General features: G+C 39.8%; 17 protein-coding genes. 15 read left to right on the plus strand and 2 right to left on the minus strand.

Annotated features, from left to right (window positions below; genetic code table 11):
• The first annotated feature begins 291 nt into the window (after positions 1–291).
• The 11 genes from E7L28_RS01225 to E7L28_RS01275 all read left to right on the plus strand — a co-directional run bounded on the left by E7L28_RS01225 (position 292) and on the right by E7L28_RS01275 (position 9,208).
• Positions 292–786 (plus strand): YajQ family cyclic di-GMP-binding protein, encoded by a 495-nt coding sequence (locus E7L28_RS01225; protein ID WP_004696277.1) that lies wholly within the window; start codon positions 292–294, stop codon positions 784–786.
• Between the two features lie 71 nt (positions 787–857).
• Entirely contained in the window at positions 858–1,976 is a 1,119-nt protein-coding gene (gene cbiD, locus E7L28_RS01230; protein WP_128114220.1) for a cobalt-precorrin-5B (C(1))-methyltransferase CbiD, read from the plus strand.
• Entirely contained in the window at positions 1,952–2,578 is a 627-nt protein-coding gene (cbiE, locus tag E7L28_RS01235; RefSeq protein WP_128114219.1) for a precorrin-6y C5,15-methyltransferase (decarboxylating) subunit CbiE, read from the plus strand. The genes cbiD and cbiE overlap by 25 nt, the downstream gene beginning before the upstream one ends.
• Positions 2,575–3,162: a precorrin-6Y C5,15-methyltransferase (decarboxylating) subunit CbiT gene (gene cbiT, locus E7L28_RS01240; RefSeq protein ID WP_004697307.1), complete on the plus strand. Its 588-nt coding sequence runs from the start codon at positions 2,575–2,577 to the stop codon at positions 3,160–3,162. Before cbiE ends, cbiT begins: the two co-directional genes overlap by 4 nt.
• 1 nt (position 3,163) lies before the next feature.
• Complete coding sequence (cobM, locus tag E7L28_RS01245) at positions 3,164–3,925, plus strand: precorrin-4 C(11)-methyltransferase (RefSeq protein WP_004696269.1); 762 nt, start codon at positions 3,164–3,166, stop codon at positions 3,923–3,925.
• A gap of 4 nt (positions 3,926–3,929) precedes the next feature.
• Complete coding sequence (locus E7L28_RS01250; RefSeq protein WP_278451682.1) at positions 3,930–5,075, plus strand: cobalt-precorrin 5A hydrolase; 1,146 nt, start codon at positions 3,930–3,932, stop codon at positions 5,073–5,075.
• A gap of 29 nt (positions 5,076–5,104) precedes the next feature.
• Complete coding sequence (gene cobJ / locus E7L28_RS01255; protein ID WP_298713373.1) at positions 5,105–5,794, plus strand: precorrin-3B C(17)-methyltransferase; 690 nt, start codon at positions 5,105–5,107, stop codon at positions 5,792–5,794.
• On the plus strand, positions 5,791–6,579 hold the full coding sequence (gene cobK / locus E7L28_RS01260) for a precorrin-6A reductase (protein WP_316692011.1): 789 nt from the start codon (positions 5,791–5,793) through the stop codon (positions 6,577–6,579). The genes cobJ and cobK overlap by 4 nt, the downstream gene beginning before the upstream one ends.
• A complete protein-coding gene (locus E7L28_RS01265) occupies positions 6,566–7,231 on the plus strand; it encodes a precorrin-8X methylmutase (RefSeq protein ID WP_004696261.1) in 666 nt (221 codons plus the stop codon). Before cobK ends, E7L28_RS01265 begins: the two co-directional genes overlap by 14 nt.
• 199 nt (positions 7,232–7,430) lie before the next feature.
• Positions 7,431–8,426, plus strand: a complete 996-nt coding sequence (locus E7L28_RS01270) for a FecCD family ABC transporter permease (protein WP_021148283.1) — start codon at positions 7,431–7,433, stop codon at positions 8,424–8,426.
• Positions 8,426–9,208, plus strand: coding sequence for an ABC transporter ATP-binding protein (locus E7L28_RS01275; protein WP_105086614.1), 783 nt, complete (start codon positions 8,426–8,428; stop codon positions 9,206–9,208). Before E7L28_RS01270 ends, E7L28_RS01275 begins: the two co-directional genes overlap by 1 nt.
• 68 nt (positions 9,209–9,276) lie before the next feature.
• On the opposite strand, the gene E7L28_RS01280 is transcribed toward E7L28_RS01275, so the two are convergent.
• On the minus strand, positions 9,277–10,218 hold the full coding sequence (locus E7L28_RS01280; protein WP_120055325.1) for an ABC transporter substrate-binding protein: 942 nt from the start codon (positions 10,216–10,218) through the stop codon (positions 9,277–9,279).
• A 51-nt stretch (positions 10,219–10,269) separates the two neighbouring features.
• Positions 10,270–11,259 carry a sirohydrochlorin cobaltochelatase gene (locus E7L28_RS01285; protein ID WP_004696254.1) on the minus strand — a complete coding sequence of 330 codons (990 nt, stop codon included), beginning with the start codon at positions 11,257–11,259 and terminating at the stop codon, positions 10,270–10,272.
• Between the two features lie 461 nt (positions 11,260–11,720).
• Between E7L28_RS01285 and E7L28_RS01290 the strand changes: the two genes are divergently transcribed.
• The 4 genes from E7L28_RS01290 (at position 11,721) to E7L28_RS01305 (ending at position 15,863) form a co-directional block, all read left to right on the plus strand.
• Positions 11,721–12,602: a sirohydrochlorin cobaltochelatase gene (locus E7L28_RS01290; RefSeq protein ID WP_004696252.1), complete on the plus strand. Its 882-nt coding sequence runs from the start codon at positions 11,721–11,723 to the stop codon at positions 12,600–12,602.
• A 206-nt stretch (positions 12,603–12,808) separates the two neighbouring features.
• Positions 12,809–13,663, plus strand: a complete 855-nt coding sequence (locus tag E7L28_RS01295; protein WP_120055323.1) for a sirohydrochlorin cobaltochelatase — start codon at positions 12,809–12,811, stop codon at positions 13,661–13,663.
• 86 nt (positions 13,664–13,749) lie between these two features.
• Positions 13,750–14,457: a precorrin-2 C(20)-methyltransferase gene (gene cobI / locus E7L28_RS01300; protein WP_012864519.1), complete on the plus strand. Its 708-nt coding sequence runs from the start codon at positions 13,750–13,752 to the stop codon at positions 14,455–14,457.
• A 29-nt stretch (positions 14,458–14,486) separates the two neighbouring features.
• A complete protein-coding gene (locus E7L28_RS01305; RefSeq protein WP_021148280.1) occupies positions 14,487–15,863 on the plus strand; it encodes a cobyrinate a,c-diamide synthase in 1,377 nt (458 codons plus the stop codon).
• The last annotated feature ends 79 nt before the right edge of the window (positions 15,864–15,942 follow it).

A 15,942-nucleotide genomic window follows, 5' to 3' on the forward strand; every position in this document is an offset into this window, starting at 1 on the left:
CAATGTACATGTATTATGTATGTTGCTAGTTTTTTATATTATTGTCTTGTATATTGCGTTGCATAACCGTATTAGAGAACTTTCACTATACTTATAAAAGCTTCATTAATACATAGCTAACAATTATAATTAAGAAAATCGATTTACCTAGAAAATAAGCGTATTTTAAGGTATAATTATAGAGATGTATTCCGATTTGGTGTAGTTTTACACTTTCACTTGGAATATGAGGATGATGAAAGTAATGCTATGAACCTTATGCCCAACAGGTTCAGGTGTAGGAGGTATAAAATGGCTAAAGATTGTTCCTTTGATGTTGTGTCTGAAGTGGATATGCAGGAAGTGGATAATGCGGTAAACCAAGCGAAAAAAGAGATTGGTACGCGCTATGATTTCCGTGGCTCTAAAGCAGAAATTAGTCTTGAAGGCGACACTATCAAAATCATCGGTGATGATGAATATAAATTGAATGCCATTATCGATGTTTTAAAAGGCAAGATGGTTAAACGTAACGTAGCGATTAAAAATCTTGACTACGGTAAAGTTGAACCAGCAGCAGGTGCAACAGTTCGCCAAATCATTACTATTAAAAAAGGTATTACTAAAGAAAATGCTAAAGAAGTAGTAAAAGCAATTAAAAACATGAAAATTAAGGTACAAGCATCTATCCAAGAGGATCAAGTGCGCGTATCTGGTAAGGATAAAGATGATTTGCAAGCAGTAATCCAAATGTTAAAACAATTGGATATCCCTGTAGAATTGCAATTCGTTAACTTCCGTTCTTAATACTATATGTCCATAGGATAGGGGTAGTTAGACTCGTTTGAGTCGCTAATACTATTAGTGTAGGAGGCCTTATGAGAGTGGAGGACATGAAGGGTGGATATACCACAGGTTCATGTGCTACGGCAGGTATGAAAGCTGGTTTATTGGCCCTCTTAGATAAGAATATTGTGGACCAAGTGGTTATTGAAAATCCTCAAGGGCAGTATATTGAGGTGCCTATTAAAGCGGTAGAGGTTATATCCGATACAGAGGCGAAGGTGACCGTTATGAAAGACGGGGGCGATGATCCTGATGTAACTCATGGCAATGATGTGGAAACGACAGTGACCCTTGATAATACTGGTGAGCTACGATTCCGAGCAGGCTTTGGTGTAGGTACCGTAACGAAACCAGGTCTTGCTATGCCGCCAGGTGAACCGGCTATCAATCCAGGACCTCGGACGATGATGAACATCGTCTTTGAAGAGCTTTGTGTCCATGGTCAAGGTGTAACGGTAACCGTTAGTGTTCCTAATGGTAAGGTATTAGCGAAGAAAACCTTGAATCATACACTTGGTATCGAAGGTGGCATTTCCATTATTGGTACTACCGGTATTGTTAAGCCTATGAGTGAAGAAGGGTTTAAGAACTCGTTAGTGCCACAGTTGAAAGTTATGAAGGCTAACGGATGTGAAACAGCTGTTCTCGTACCGGGGCGTATCGGTCAAGATCTTGCAGAGCAAGTATTAGGTATTCATAAGAACCAAATGGCAGAAACGAGTAATTTTATCGGATTTATGCTTGAAAAGGCTGTACAGATTGGATTCAAGCGAATCTTAATCATCGGTCATATCGGTAAATTAATCAAACTAGCTAGCGGTAGCTTCCATACTCATAATCGCATGAGTGATGGACGTATGGAGAGCATCGTGGCCTATGCTGCCTTAGAAGGGGCATCGCAAGCAGTTTGTGAAGAGTTATTTAGTTGCCAAACTACAGAGTCTACATTCCCTATCTTAGAGCGAGAAGGCCTGACTGGTGTGTACCAACGTGTTGTAGATCGTGCATCTCTACGTAGTGAGCGTTATATAGCTAACGAAGCAGAGGTGGGTATCATCATTACGACCTTAAAAGGCGAGATTTTGGCAATGGATAAACATGCAAAAGAGATAGGAGAACTTGAACATTGGCACATACCTTGTATATCGTAGGCATTGGTCCGGGTAATCCTGATTATGTGGTGCCTAGAGGTCTTAATTTAATTAAACATGCTACAGTACTGGTAGGTAGTGAACGGTCCTTAGAGGACTTTCAAGAGCCTGGACAAATTACATATCCTGTAACGGGTAAACTTAGTTTACTAGCTGAACAAATTAAGCATGAGCTTAAGAGCCATGACGTGGTGGTTATGGTTAGTGGTGATACAGGCTATTATAGCTTGTTGCCCTATTTAAAGAAGAAATTCTCTGCTAATCCTATTGAGGTGGTACCAGGCATTAGTTCTATGACCTTTGCCTTTGCCCGTCTTAATGAGGTATGGCATGATGCGGACTTGATGAGTTTTCATGGGCGCCAACCGGCTCCAGAGAAACTCGTGTATGAAGCAGGTAAAAAGATGGGATTCTTGACGGATCCTGAATATAATCCAGCGCATATTGCGCGTATTTTAATAGATGCAGGTTGGCCAAAAGAAACGAGAGCTGCAGCCCTTGAGCGCTTGAGTTATGATGATGAAAAAATCGTAGACTCTACGCTAGAGGTATTAACTGAGCTCGAAGGCTTTGGTCATTCTGTAATGGTGGTACTAGGATGAGACATTTTTTCGGAATTCCTGATGAGGAGTTTATCCGCGGCGATGTGCCGATGACGAAGTGCGAAATTCGCAAAGCCGTTATGAATGAGGCACGCATCGAGGAGGATAGCATAGTCCTTGACGTAGGTGCTGGTACGGGCTCTATTTCTATTGAAGCAGCCTTGGCAGCTCCTAAAGGGCATGTATATGCAATTGAGCGCTTTGATAAAGGTATCGACCTTATCAATGAGAATATAAAGAAATTCAATGTAAATAATATGACCGTAATCAAATCCAAAGCTCCTGAAGGCATGGAAGAATTGCCAGAGCTTGATGCGGTTATCATCGGTGGTAGCGCTGGTGGCATGACAGGCATCATGGACGAAGCGCAACGTCTTTTAAAAGTAGGTGGCCGTCTAGTAGTAACTGCTGTAACGATGGAGACTGGTTATACAATCTTGAAAGAGTTGAAAGGTCGTCCTTTCACGTATGAAGGTTACCAAATGTCCATCAGCCGTTACCGCAAGGCTGGTCCCTATCATTTGTTAGACCCATTGAGTCCAATTTTCATTGTATCTGCAACGCGTATCGCAGAAGGAGAGTAATATGGTTGACGTACATATTGTAGGTGCAGGCCCTGGGGATCCTGAGTTAATTACTCGCAAAGGGTATCGTTTAGTGCAAGAGGCAGATGTTGTAATTTATGCGGGTTCCTTGGTAAACCCTGCCATTTTAGAGGCTTGTAAACCAGGTTGTGAAATCCATAACAGTGCTACGATGAACCTTGATGAGGTTTTAGCTGTTATGAAAGCTGCCGTTGAGGCTGGTAAACGTGTAGTTCGCCTTCACACAGGTGATCCTGCTATTTACGGTGCTATTCAAGAGCAAATGGATGCATTGGCTGGCATGGGCATTTCTTATGAAGTCGTGCCGGGTGTAAGCTCTTTCCTTGCTACAGCAGCGGCTTTGAAACAAGAGTATACATTACCAAATGTATCTCAAACAGTTATTATTACGCGTATGGAAGGTCGTACACCGATGCCTCCAAAGGAAAAATTGCGCATGTTAGCATCTCATGAAGCGACAATGTGTATTTTCCTTAGCGTTCAAATGTTAGATAAGGTTGTAGCTGAACTCATCGAGGGTGGTTATGACAAAACAACTCCAGTGGCTATCGTGGTAAAAGCTTCTTGGCCAGACCAACGCATTATCCGTGGCACATTGGAAACCATTGCGGATATTGTAGCTAAAGAAGGCGTATTGCGCCAAGCTATGATTGTAGTAAGTCATGTATTAGATAGTGAATACGAATTATCTAAACTCTATGATAAAGGCTTTGCTCACATGTACCGCAGTGCTAAGGACTAGTAAGATGAAAGATCTAGAAACTGTTGTGCCTACGACGGGAGCTAAGAAGAATAGAACGGCTATTCTTTCTGTTTCCGAACGAGGAGCAAAGCTGGGGCAACGCATCAAGTCTTTGGTGGCACCTCATGCGGATTGCTTTGAAAAAGGAAACCGTCCTTCTGGTGGTGAGGCTATTTATTTTGATTCCCTCAAAAACCATATTGGACAGATTTTCAAGGATTACGACCAAGTATTATGTATTATGGCGCTTGGCATCGTAGTGCGCATGATTGCACCATATATTGAGCATAAATCCAAAGATCCCGCGGTAGTCGTAATGGACGAAGTGGGGCATCATGTAATCAGTTTATTATCTGGGCACCTTGGGGGCGCCAACGAATGGACGCAGTCCATTTCGCTGGCCATTGATGCGGACCCTGTTATTACGACGGCTACGGATGTAAACGGATTGCCAGCGCCTGACGTGTTGGCACGCCACGAGCATCTGTTGGTAGATGATTTTCAAACCTTAATCAATGTGAACTCTGCCATCGTTGGGGGAGAGTGTATTGATTATTATATCGATGCAAGCTTACCGAATGCAGCACATTTAGAGCAAGCTGCGAAAGCTCATATTGGCGAACATGGATCGGTTCATGTTGTTTCTATGGAGCAACTTGGTGAAACACCATGTAAAAATGAAAGCGCTGAAGAGGATTCTTCTCGCGTAGTCATTACGGACAAAGTAATTACCGAATATGTTCATCAATTGATTTTGCGCCCTCGTACGTATACGATGGGTATTGGTTGTCGTCGAGGCACACCAAAGGAATTGATCCTTGACGCCATTCAACAATCGCTAGCAGTACATAAGCTTTCACCAAAGAGCCTCGTAACGGCTGCATCGGTCATCGTAAAACAAGATGAAGTAGGCCTTTTAGAGGCTATGCAAATTATGGGGTGGCCTATCGTGTTCTATACGCAGGACGATATGGCACCACTCATTGAAGAAGAAAAATTAGAAGAATCAAATTTTGTAAAAGGAACTATAGGAGTAGGAAACGTATGCGAGACAACGGCATTACTAGCGGCCAAGAGCCGAACACTAATACAGCACAAAACAATTTATCCCAAAACAACGGTAGCCATTGCTCAGGTAACATCAAAGTAATTGGCATCGGCCCAGGCGATGAAGAGTTCATGACACCCCAAGCACGCGAAGCTATTTTGGCAGCTGACCGCGTTGTAGGTTATTTGACTTATCTTGACTTGATTAAAGATCTTATCGAAGGTAAAGAAACTGTAGGCACTGCCATGATGCAAGAGGTAGATCGTTGCCAACAAGCTGTTGATTTAGCAGTAGAAGGTCATCAAGTCGTAGTTGTATCTTCTGGTGACTCTGGCGTATATGGTATGGCAGGTCTTGTGTTGGAACTTGCTAATAAAGTGCCAGCAGAAAAACGCCCTTCCGTAGACATCGTACCTGGTCTTAGTGCTGTAAACGTAGCGGCTTCTGTTTTAGGCGCTCCGTTGATGCATGACTTTGCAGTTATTTCTCTTAGTGACTTGATGACTCCATGGGATTTAATTAAAAAACGTGCTGACCTTTGTGCGCAAGGGGACATGGTTATTTCTTTATATAACCCACGTAGTAAAAAACGCGTCACACACTTAGATGAAGTTCGTGAAATCGTTCTTAAATACCGCGACCCTAAAACACCTGTTGGCATTGTGCAAAAAGCAGGTCGTTCAGGTCAACAAATGGTAATCTCTGACCTTGAAAACTTCACAAAAGAAGAAGTAGATATGCAAACACTTGTTATCATTGGTAACAGTCAAACATATGTTGAAAATGGTCGTATGATTACACCTCGAGGCTACAAATTATGATTTGGGTCATTGCCGGTACCTTGGATGGTCGTACCTTAGCGGTAGATATCCAAGAACGGACAGGTGAAGATGTACTTGTTACCGTTGTGAGCCAATATGGAGCAGAGCTTGCTGCTCATAAAGGCATTACCGTACATACGGGCCGTCTTGACCAAGAGGCTATGCAAAACTTGATTAAGGAGCACGATGTGCGCCTATTAATCGATGCAAGCCATCCGTACGCAGCAGTTGTTACGGCAACTGCCCAAGATGCAGCAAAGGCAGTAGGGATTCCTTTCGTTCGCTTTGAACGTAAAGAGGTGCCGTTGCCAGAATATGATAAATTACATATCGTAGTGGATGAAGTAGAAGCAGCGAATTTGGCAGGAAAATTAGCAAAGGAAAACAATAACCATGTGTATTTGACTACTGGTAGTAAGACAATGCACATCTTTGCTAAGTCTGAAGCCTTGCAAGATTGCGAAGTTTGGACACGCATTTTGCCAACCGCAGAGGTGTTACAAATGATGGAAGACCTCAATGTAAGTCCAAAACGAATTGTTGCTGTCCAAGGTCCATTTTCTTATGATATGAACCGCATCATGTTCCACGATACACAGGCAAGCGTTGTAGTTATGAAAAACTCTGGCCTTGTAGGTGGTGCTGATACAAAATTACAAGCAGCTATGGATCTTGGTATCCATGTTATTGTTATTGATAGACCCCGTGTTAAACTTGAAAGTCACGTGGTATCATCAAATGATGAATTCTTTAAATTATGGGAGGACACTAATGGATTACGTTAAAAATCCTAAAGCTATTGAAGATAAAAGCATGGAAATCATTTACGATTATGTAAAGGATTTAGGCTTAACAGATGATGAAGTGCGCGTTGTATCTCGTACAGTACATGCGTCTGGCGATGTTGAATATGCTCAACTTGTAAAAATGAGCCCTGATGCTGTTCAAAAAGGTATTGAAGCCTTGGATAATGGTGCAGATATTTATACAGATGTAGAAATGGTTCGCACAGGTATCTCTAAACCAGCTCTTAAAATTCGCGGTAACGAAGTACACTGCTTGATTAAAGACGAAAACGTAGCTAAAATGGCTAAAGAGTTAGGCGTGACTCGCTCCATCGCAGCTATGCGTACATTTGGCAAACAATTAGAAGGCCAAATCGTAGCTATTGGTAATGCGCCAACTGCATTGTACGAAGTATTGCGCCTTGCTTTAGAAGAAGGCATTAAACCAGCTCTTATCATTGGTATTCCTGTAGGCTTCGTAGGTGCTGCAGAATCCAAAGACTATTTGATGGAAGTATCTCCGGTTCCTTACATCACTGTAAAAGGCAACAAAGGTGGTAGCCCAATCGCTGCTTCCGTATGTAATGCATTACTTTACACAGACGTAAAACGCAATGACATGCTCTTCGTAGAAGGCAAAGAATCTAAATAGTACAAAACCCGAATCGTGTTTTAGTAGTTTTGCGATTCGGGTTTTACTGTATATATTTTTCACAATAATTGCTAAACATAAATTAGATAAACACAGTAATTATGCTATATTAAATTTCTTATAATGTAGTATCTGTAAAATAGAGTTCATTTTATAAGAGACTTATATTACATTAGGTAGGTTTTGAGAGGGGGTTCATATGGCATCTAGTAATGAACGAAAATTATTTCGTGTATCAGTGATTTGTATCTTAATCATCGCCGTTATTATGAGCATGATTATATCTCTTATTTGGGGATCAACATCCGTATCATTAGCTGAGATTTGGCATACATTATGGTCTAGTGAGCTAACTGACACATCTTCACAAATTATTTGGAATATTCGATTGCCTCGCAATATTGTAGCTGCGTTAGTGGGGGCTTGTCTAGCTGTATCTGGTGCAATTTTGCAAGCAGTTATGAAAAATCCTCTAGCAGATCCACAGATTGTAGGGGTATCCTCTGGTGCAGGGCTGGCTGGTGTTATCATATTTATTTTATTCCCTGGGTATGATCATATAGTTCCGTTGGTAGCCTTTTTAGGTGCTATGGCTGCAGCACTCATGGTGTATGCACTAGCATGGAAAAATGGAGTGCGACCTAGTCGTATTATCTTAGCTGGTGTTGCGGTCGCAGCCTTTTTAGGCTCAGGTATTTCAGCACTACTTGTATTCTTCGGTGATCGTGTACAAGGGGCATTGCTTTGGATGGTAGGAGGACTCGCTGCACGCAGTTGGCCTCAGGTAGAAGTGCTGTTTCCATATGCTATAGTTGGCCTTATTTTTGCCTGTTTAGGAGCTAAACGACTTACCATTTTAAGTTTGGGTGATGAAACTGCAAAGGGATTAGGCCTTAAGGTAGAACAAACACGGTTTATTATGACTGCAGTGGCTGCTCTTTTAGCGGCTGGTGCTGTAAGTATAGCTGGGCTTATCGGATTTGTAGGTTTGGTTATTCCCCATATGTTACGTCTTATAATCGGTAATGACTATGCATATTTACTGCCTGGATCTGCATTATTAGGCGCTCTAGTTCTTGTTGTTAGTGATACAATAGGACGTGTTATGTGGAGCCCTATAGAGGTACCAGTGGGCATTATTATGGCATTCTTTGGAGCGCCGTTCTTCTTGTATCTATTGAGGAGGGATAACTAATGAATACCGCTATTGATGTAAAACAGTTATCCGTAACTCTTGGCAATCGTCATATTCTACATGACATTAATGTATCGGTTCCTATCGGTAAAATTACGACATTAATAGGGCCTAATGGCTGTGGTAAAAGTACGCTTTTACGATCTATGATCGGATATATTCATAGCCCTCATGAATGTATTACCATATTTGATAAACCGTTACAATCATATTCTCAAAACAATCTGGCACGGCAAATGGCATTTTTGCCACAAGTACCGAATATGCCAAAGGATATGACTGTAGAAGAATTGGTATATTGTGGACGGTATCCATACCAAACATGGTGGAAAAACACGGCTAAAGAAGATCGTGAGATTGTTGACTATGCGTTACATATCACGAAAACGAATCATTTGCGAGAACAATTAATCCCATCCCTATCTGGTGGTGAACGGCAACGCGTTTGGATTGCTATGGCGCTAGCACAGCAACCAAAATTATTAGTCTTAGACGAACCAACAACATATTTAGATATTAATCACCAATTAGAAATTATGGAGTTATTGAAACGATTAAATAAGGAACAAGATTTAACCGTTCTCATGGTACTTCACGAACTAACACAGGCGGTTCAATATTCACATTATATGGCTGTTATAAAAGAAGGCCATTTAGTAGCATCAGGAGAGACAAGTAAAATTATATCGGATGAGTTGTTTAGAGATGTATTCTCTGTAGATGTACAACTTGATACATTTGATAATAAAAAATATGTGCGCGTAAAAGGATTAGTTGAGTAGCTTGATACTAATAGAAAAAGAGGGCATTCCCTATTTGGGGGATGCCCTCTTTCGCATGATACAATATGTTAGAATGTAACATTAATACCGTATGCTTCTTTAACTAAACGTGCCATAGCTTCAGGTGTTTGTAGTCCTGGGTTTAATAGGAATAGTTTAGATGGTAAGTATATTACGCGGTTATTTTGTACGGCTTTTAAATTAGCCCATGCAGGATTATCTGTCATAGCTTGTTTCATAGCTTTTGTAATTTCTTCTTCTTTACCCATTGTAACAACAAAGATAATATCAGGGTTATCTGCAGTCAATGTTTCAAGAGAGTAAGGGACAGTTTTATCCTTGGTTGTACCTTCTAAGTGGGAGGCAACAACGTTTGTCATGCCTAGTTCTTTTACCATAGATGCAGTAACTGCTTCATCAGTTTCGGCAGTTACACCTTTTCCTGTGGCACGTAATACGGCAACACGTGCAGGCTGTTGATTCTTAACAGCATCTTTTACCTTGGTAATATTGCTTTCATAGGTATTAATAATAGATTTAGCCTTATCTTGATGATTGGTTAACTCGCCAAGGAATGTTAACATTGGTACATTATCTTTAATACCATCGTAATCAAAAAGTACGGTTGGAATATTATTAGCTTGTAATTGGGATTCATATTTTTTATGTTGATTTACTAAACCCAATACCACATCTGGCTTCAAGCCTAATAGTTGTTCCATGTTGATATTTGCAGTTTGACCAAGAGCGGGTAGAGCTTCTAATTCTGGGGCTAATTTATCCGTTGTATTGGCACGGCTAATGGCTTTACCATCGACAGCATAAAGCATAGATAAAACAGAATTAGATAATACAGCAATTTTTTGTGGATCCTTTGGTACAGTATAGGTTTGGCCATTAAAGGTCAATTCCTTCGTAGTAGCAGAAGAGCTGGATGTGGTTTTACCACACCCAGCTAGTGCTAGTACAATCATAACCAAAGCGATACTACCGAGTAGTAGTTTTTTCATGATGTACTCCTATGAATGTTATATATGCAATAACGATCTTAGTTATATTGATTATTTTTCTAATGCATCCCAAGCTTCGTTAGCACGTTCAACGAATAAGTTACGGATGTTTTGGTTTTCACCTAAACCATGGATGTAAGTGTCAACTTTGAAGCCTTCTTTTTCAAGAATGGATTTGTGGGAATCTGGTTCGTTACCAGCCATGTCGTTGTTTGCATGGTCACCAGCAACCATCATGAAAGGCATCAATGTAACATGTTTAATACCATGTAATTTCAATTGAGGGATAACTTGTTCAAGATTTGGTGTACCTTCTACTGTGTAGATGAATACATTTTTCATGCCAAGAGTATGGATACGGTCTTGAATTACAGAATAGTATGCATTGGAAGGATCTGGAGTACCATGAGCCATGATAAGAAGACCATCTTCTTTACCTAATTTAGGGAATTGGGATTGAACAGCTTTTAATGTTTCAATAACTTGGTCAGTTTGGTTTTCTTGACCCATCCAGTACATAAGAGAAGTACCGAGTGTCATTTTTTTGAAATCATTTTTGTATAAATTATATACTGCTGCATCGTAGTTATATTCCATACCAGGAATTACATCTAGAGATGCCAATGCAACGCGAGTGTAACCATCTTTTTTAAGTTCAGCTAAAGCTTCTTCAGGTGTAGGGTATGTTATACCTTCTTTTTGTTGGATACGATCACGAATAATATGGCTTGTGAAAGCAGTTATCACTTTAGTATTTGGGTGTGCTGCCTTAATAGCATCTACAGTAGCATCGATTGTTTTCACACGAGTATCTTTATAAGTTGTACCAAAGCTCATAACAACCATAGCATCTTTGTTTGGCAAGTTTTGTAAAGCTTCTGTATTATGTGTACGAACACCAATTGCAGCGGCTTCTTTCAATGCTGGTGTAGGATCTTTTACTTCTTCATTTAATTGATATGCAGCATTAGATACAACTGGTGCACCAAAGGATACTGCAAGACCTAGAATAGCGGATGCTAAAGCTAATTGTTTTTTCATTTCTATACTCCTATCTATAACTATAACTACACTAATATGCAATCATTTACATAGCTCTATTATAATGAAAACTATGGATTCATCGCATATATATAACCTTATTTCAATCGTAGCAAAAGGGAAAAGGGGTGTCAATAAACCCTATACCCCTAGAAGTATAGAGAAATTAAGAAATCCTTAATAAATTAATGTGATGAATAAAGTATGATAGTACATTTTATAATTATATTCTTGTTGGTTATAAGGATATGAATATGTGAATATATAAGTAATTTTATTTAGGATTATTTTGATGGGGCCCCATAATATTACTACAATTAAATTAATCGTTATAAATATTAATTTTGATATTTTTTCTCATTGACTTCTATAGATTAATCTTGTACTATTATTACATAGTAGTTGATAACAGTTTTCAATTGTGAAAGTTGTTTCATGTATGAGTAATATGGAGGTCACATATGAAAGGCATAATTATTGCATCCTTTGGATCAATTTACCAAGATGCTGTGGAGAAATCCATTGGCAGTATAGAGAAAAAAGTACGTTCCATGTATAGTGATATGGAGGTACGCCGCGTATTCTTATCTGATGCATTAGTAGAGAAGTGGAATGAGAAGTACGAAGATAAGATTTCTTCTTTCACAGAGGCTATGCAAGATTTCGCTCGCATGGGAATTGATGAGGTGTACATTCAACCTATTACATTGGTGGCAGATCAGTGCTACCAACAAATGCGCAAACAAGCATTAAAGTTTTTACATAGCAATGAATATGGTTTTAGCCAGGTAAATATCGGTAAACCATTGCTTACCTCTTTAGGTGTAAAAAATTATGCCGATGATTATGAAGCAACATTAGAAAGCATTGTTCGTCACGTTAATACAAAAGCACTTAATAAATCTGTTGTGCTCATGGCGAATGGCCAAAATCAATTAGAGTTCAGTACATTGCAATTAAAGGCAATGTATGGTGCAGCACCAAACGTAGTAGTATTTACTACAAATGGTTTCCCTACTTTTAAACAAGCTCTTACTTTCTTGGATCGTATGGGGCATAAAGATTTATTAGTTGTACCATTGGCTCTCATAGGTTCTACACATTTAATGGACTATCTTGGCGGTGAACGCTCCGATTCCATTTATGCTTTACTCGCTGAGGAAGGCTATAATGTTGATATCTGGAATGAAGGGCTTGGGGAAAACCCACATGTACAAGATTTATTTTTGAAACATTTAGGTCAAGCTATCCGCATGTCTGATCGGAAGCGGCCCATGCCTAGAGAATCCGTAAAACCTGTGATGACAAATTCTCGCTTGGAAGCGCAAGGTTTGATTTCTTGATATTTGCTATTACATAATTAGACATACATTACTGCACTCCTTCACATTAATAAAAATCCTCCTTGTTGGATATCCAATGAGGAGGATTTTTACTTTTACCATGAAAGATAAGAATAATTTCCATTTTATACGTACCATGGTATGCCCCTAGAGAATGGTCTATGGTATGATTAAGATACATTATTAGTTAATATAAGGAGACATTCATGAAACAAGCTATCTTAGTTGTTGCCTTTGGGTCCACTGTGGACAGTGCTCGTGTACATAATATCGATTCTGTAGTAGAACATATTCGTAAATCGTATCCGGATTATACTGTAGAATTAGCTTTTTCGTCTCGTATCATCGTTAAGCGCTTACGTGAGCGTGGTATTGAGATTCCTACTGAACAAGGGGCGTTAGAGAAACTGATTCAAGAAGGTTATACACATGTATATGTGCAGCCACTTCATTTCACCGGTGGTGAAGAGTTCGATAAATTAAAAAATAATATCCTTGCTCATGAAGGTGAAGGACAACTCGAAGTGTTGCGTGTAGGTAGACCTCTCGTATACTACATGGGACAAGAAGAGCATCCAGATGATTACCAAATTTTGATTGACCGTTTCATTAAATCTCTTAATATTTCCAAAGATGATGGTTTGTTATTGGTTGGTCATGGAGGTCTTGGTTCTGGCAATTCTTCATATGGTAATTTACAGTTTAAGCTAATCCGTAATGGACTTACGAATGTGCGTATTGCTGTACTTGAAAACGCACCATATGTGTCAGATGTAGCAATGCCTTGGGAATGGCTTGATGGTAAACGCCCAAAAACAATTTATGTACATCCTTTATTATTGGTACTCGGGGATCATGCACAAAATGATTTATTTGGTGACGAAGAGGATAGCATAGTGAATGAACTCGCTGGAGCAGGATATGAGGTTAAACCAATTCATAGTGCTCTAGGTGAATATGAAGCGATTCATGATATTTTCCGTCAACATGTGCAAGATTGTATCGACGATTTGTATGGCAAACGTAGCCCACATCGTCCTGCAATACCAAATATTAAATAGTATCTTTGTATATATTGTATAAATTGGTTATAATAAAAGATATTGCAATTATAAATAGAGTGTGACTATAAGAATAGGAGATACCCATGAAAGGTAAATTATATGGTATTGGCGTAGGCCCTGGCGATTCTGAATTAATGACTGTGAAAGCTGCTCGCATCGTAGGAGAAGCAGATATTATTATCACACCTAAAACAGAAAAGAAAGATGGTTCCGTAGCCCTTGATATCGCATCCCCATATATCCAAGAACATACAGAAATCGTTCCCGTAGTATTCCCAATGGTGTTGGATGATTCTACGCAAGAGGAAGGCTGGCAAGAGGCTAAACGCGTTATCTTGTCTTATTTGGATGAAGGTAAAAGTGTTGTATTCTTAACATTAGGTGATCCTATGTTCTACAGCACATATATGTATGTATACCGTTTGATTGAAAACACAGGGCATGAAATTGAAACAATTCCTGGCGTTACTGCATTCTGTGCTATCGGATCTCACCTTGGCTATCCAATCGTAGAGAAGGAAGAGGTATTGGCCATCGTTCCAGCTACAGCGCCTAAAGAAAAAATCGATGCTGTATTGGCTGTTGCAGATGATGCAGTTATTATGAAGGTATATAAAAACTTTGATGAAGTACAAGAAACCTTGATTAAACATAATATGGCAGATGATGCGGTTATGATTAGCCGTGTAGGTTTGCCTGATGAGCAAGTATTCGTAGGTTTAGATAATATGCCAAAAGATACTAAACTCAACTACTTATCTACAATTCTTGCAAAACGCAAGGATCGTTAACAAACACATCGTATTACGAGGTAATATCTATGAACACAGTACAGATTCCACGTGTTGTCATTGCTGGTACCAACTCTGGTGTTGGTAAAACAACTATCGTAGCGGGTTTATTGGCCGCTTATGCAAATGGTGGACGTACGGTGCAATCTTTTAAAGTGGGCCCGGATTATATTGATCCGGGCTTTCATAAAATTGCATCCGGCCGTGACAGCTATAATTTAGATACGTGGCTTGTGCCACCTCACAAGTTGACTCCTTTCTTTGCTACAATGGCACATGATGTAGACCTTGCCATTATTGAAGGTGTTATGGGCCTTTACGATGGTGGTCGAGAAGGCGTTAGTTCTACGGCTCAAATTGCTAAACAGTTAAATGCACCGGTGGTGCTTGTTATTGATTGTAAGGCTATGGGTGAAAGTGCAGCAGCTATTGCTAAAGGGTTCCGTGACTATGACCCAGAGGTAAACTTTGGTGGTGTCATTTTGAACCGCTTAGGCTCTGCTAATCATGAGCGTATGGTTCGTGAAGGGATGGATAAAATTGGTGTACCTGTTATTGGTGCCATTTATCGTGATGATCGTATGCATTCTCCAGAGCGTCATTTAGGACTTACACCAGTTACTGAAATCGATCCAACAGAGGCGATTAATACGATTCGAGAAGCTGTTGAGAAGATGGTAAATCTCGATGCACTATTGGAAATTGCTACCAATGCACCAACTATCGAACTACCAGATGCTATAGATGTTAAATCCATTGAAAAACGTGTGAAAATCGGTGTAGCTTATGATGAGGCATTCTCTTTTTATTATCCAGCTAGTCTTGCTGCGTTAGAGGAAAAAGGGGCTGAGCTTGTTTACTTTAGTCCGCTTAATGATTCGGTAATTCCCGATGTAGACGGACTTGTATTTGGGGGTGGCTTTCCAGAAATGTTTTTATTCCAGTTATCTAGCAATGAGTCTATGAAGGAATCTATCCGCCAAGCTAATGCACAAGGTATGCCTATTTATGCCGAATGTGGTGGCCTTATGTATCTTTGTGAAAGCATTCATGACTTTGAAGGCTCTGTATATAAAACTGTAGGTATTGTACCTGCCAATTGTGTGATGCAACAAAAGCTTCAAAAGGTGGGGTATGTTACAGCAACTGCAAAGAGAGATACTTTATTAGGCGCTATGAATACAGCTATTCGTGGTCATGAGTTCCATTTCTCTACAATGGAGCCAACTATAGATGACTTCCCATGGGCTTTTCATTTAGAAGGAGGCCGTAAACCTCAATCGTATGACGGCGGCTATGCAACAAAAAATGTATTAGCTTCTTACTTACATTTGAACTTTGCTGGCTCTGATGAAGGGGCACAACATTTTGTTGATACATGTGCTGCTTATAAAGCCCAAAAGTAATAGATGTATAAATGTATTTAATAGGTTTATATGACTATGTGTTATCACAATTACATTCTGTGGGACAGTTCGTATTAAA

Origin of the sequence: Veillonella parvula, from assembly GCF_032575955.1 — a bacterium.
Taxonomy (GTDB): Bacteria; Bacillota; Negativicutes; order Veillonellales; family Veillonellaceae; genus Veillonella; species Veillonella parvula_J.

What these genes read in the sequence shown, in the direction of transcription:
- E7L28_RS01225 (WP_004696277.1), top strand. Translation starts at nt 292, where the DNA reads ATGGCTAAAGATTGTTCCTTTGATGTTGTGTCTGAAGTGGATATGCAG.
- cbiD (WP_128114220.1), top strand. Translation starts at nt 858, where the DNA reads ATGAGAGTGGAGGACATGAAGGGTGGATATACCACAGGTTCATGTGCT.
- cbiT (WP_004697307.1), top strand. Translation starts at nt 2,575, where the DNA reads ATGAGACATTTTTTCGGAATTCCTGATGAGGAGTTTATCCGCGGCGAT.
- cobM (WP_004696269.1), top strand. Translation starts at nt 3,164, where the DNA reads ATGGTTGACGTACATATTGTAGGTGCAGGCCCTGGGGATCCTGAGTTA.
- E7L28_RS01250 (WP_278451682.1), top strand. Translation starts at nt 3,930, where the DNA reads ATGAAAGATCTAGAAACTGTTGTGCCTACGACGGGAGCTAAGAAGAAT.
- cobJ (WP_298713373.1), top strand. Translation starts at nt 5,105, where the DNA reads ATGACACCCCAAGCACGCGAAGCTATTTTGGCAGCTGACCGCGTTGTA.
- cobK (WP_316692011.1), top strand. Translation starts at nt 5,791, where the DNA reads ATGATTTGGGTCATTGCCGGTACCTTGGATGGTCGTACCTTAGCGGTA.
- E7L28_RS01265 (WP_004696261.1), top strand. Translation starts at nt 6,566, where the DNA reads ATGGATTACGTTAAAAATCCTAAAGCTATTGAAGATAAAAGCATGGAA.
- E7L28_RS01270 (WP_021148283.1), top strand. Translation starts at nt 7,431, where the DNA reads ATGGCATCTAGTAATGAACGAAAATTATTTCGTGTATCAGTGATTTGT.
- E7L28_RS01275 (WP_105086614.1), top strand. Translation starts at nt 8,426, where the DNA reads ATGAATACCGCTATTGATGTAAAACAGTTATCCGTAACTCTTGGCAAT.
- E7L28_RS01280 (WP_120055325.1), bottom strand. Translation starts at nt 10,218, where the DNA reads ATGAAAAAACTACTACTCGGTAGTATCGCTTTGGTTATGATTGTACTA.
- E7L28_RS01285 (WP_004696254.1), bottom strand. Translation starts at nt 11,259, where the DNA reads ATGAAAAAACAATTAGCTTTAGCATCCGCTATTCTAGGTCTTGCAGTA.
- E7L28_RS01290 (WP_004696252.1), top strand. Translation starts at nt 11,721, where the DNA reads ATGAAAGGCATAATTATTGCATCCTTTGGATCAATTTACCAAGATGCT.
- E7L28_RS01295 (WP_120055323.1), top strand. Translation starts at nt 12,809, where the DNA reads ATGAAACAAGCTATCTTAGTTGTTGCCTTTGGGTCCACTGTGGACAGT.
- cobI (WP_012864519.1), top strand. Translation starts at nt 13,750, where the DNA reads ATGAAAGGTAAATTATATGGTATTGGCGTAGGCCCTGGCGATTCTGAA.
- E7L28_RS01305 (WP_021148280.1), top strand. Translation starts at nt 14,487, where the DNA reads ATGAACACAGTACAGATTCCACGTGTTGTCATTGCTGGTACCAACTCT.